This is a genomic window from Acidithiobacillus sp. HP-11, from assembly GCF_015100075.1.
In the GTDB taxonomy this organism is placed as follows: Bacteria; Pseudomonadota; Gammaproteobacteria; order Acidithiobacillales; family Acidithiobacillaceae; genus Acidithiobacillus; species Acidithiobacillus thiooxidans.
The window spans coordinates 1-1,001 of record NZ_JACKYY010000113.1 but is presented as its reverse complement, the minus strand read 5'-3'; the positions used below and the strand labels follow the sequence as shown (position 1 = coordinate 1,001).

General features: G+C 51.9%; 1 protein-coding gene and 1 pseudogene. One reads left to right on the top strand and one right to left on the bottom strand.

All coding sequences use genetic code 11. The annotated features are described in order from the left end of the window. On the bottom strand, window positions 1-197 hold a 197-nt coding region (locus tag H7F08_RS15625; RefSeq protein ID WP_227487924.1), incomplete at its 3' end, for a hypothetical protein. A gap of 536 nt (window positions 198-733) precedes the next feature. On the opposite strand from H7F08_RS15625, the pseudogene H7F08_RS15305 reads away from it, so the two are divergent. Then, window positions 734-1,001, top strand: a pseudogene (locus tag H7F08_RS15305) (hypothetical protein); the annotation flags it as partial.

Genomic DNA, 1,001 nt, shown 5'->3' with positions numbered 1-1,001 from the left:
CGTGGGCTCGGAGATGTGTATAAGAGACAGGGTGGGGGCGGTGCAGGATGCGCATAATATCCGCCAGGGCCCGGAGGCGGTCCAGGGGGATAGGCATAACATCCCGCCAACGCCATCAAGGTGCCGAACAAGGTCGCTACACGTAAAGCTGGCTGCCAGACTTTACGGCGCTTCAGCGACTCCATTTCATGGAACATACGGTTCTCCTGTAGGAAGATCGGTTTTTTATCTTTCCCCGAACAAATGGCTCAGGGGTTACGGTATAAAAATGTGCATACCTCCTTTCCGCTTTGCGGTCACGCTTTTCGGACTTGTGTAGCGCTTTCCAATATTGAGAAAGCAATAAGCGTTCCAGCACAGCGGAAGGATCTTGCGACAGAAGCGACATACTGAGCCGTGCCCGATTCCAGAAGAGAAGAGATCCGTTTTTATGGTAAGGGCATACAACAGGGACGCTATAGAGTCATATTGTCGCTAAAGTACAACAGACCTGCTGAAGAAAGGGCCATCTAGTCGCACCATTTCGTGAGCAGACGGCGCAGGCCACTGATTACATGAAAAATCTATCCCACGGGAACCTTTGGCATAAATTCTGCTGTCTTAGTCTCTGGACTCGACAGGGAGATTGCCTACTTCTTGTCTATCCCGAGTGGCTTGATCGTAACGGTGTGACTTCGAAAGTCCTGCCATCACTTTCCGGCTGTTTTTTGACTCAACCAACAGGAGTGTTCCGATGATTCAGAAAAAAACATGGCTTACCGCATTGACCCTCGCACTGGCATTACCCCTGGGCGCAGAAGCGTCCGTATATGGCGTCATGAATCAGGTTGGTGTTTCCGGCAATGTACAAGGGGCCACCAATCGGTATGGGAACACCAACGGTGGACTCGGTCTACGGGCCAGCCTTTACAATGGTGGATTGTTCGGCACGGCGAAATACCGCCATGAGTTCGGGGCTACCTACCAGGGTTACACCGGTGGCAATACCAACACCATTGGGC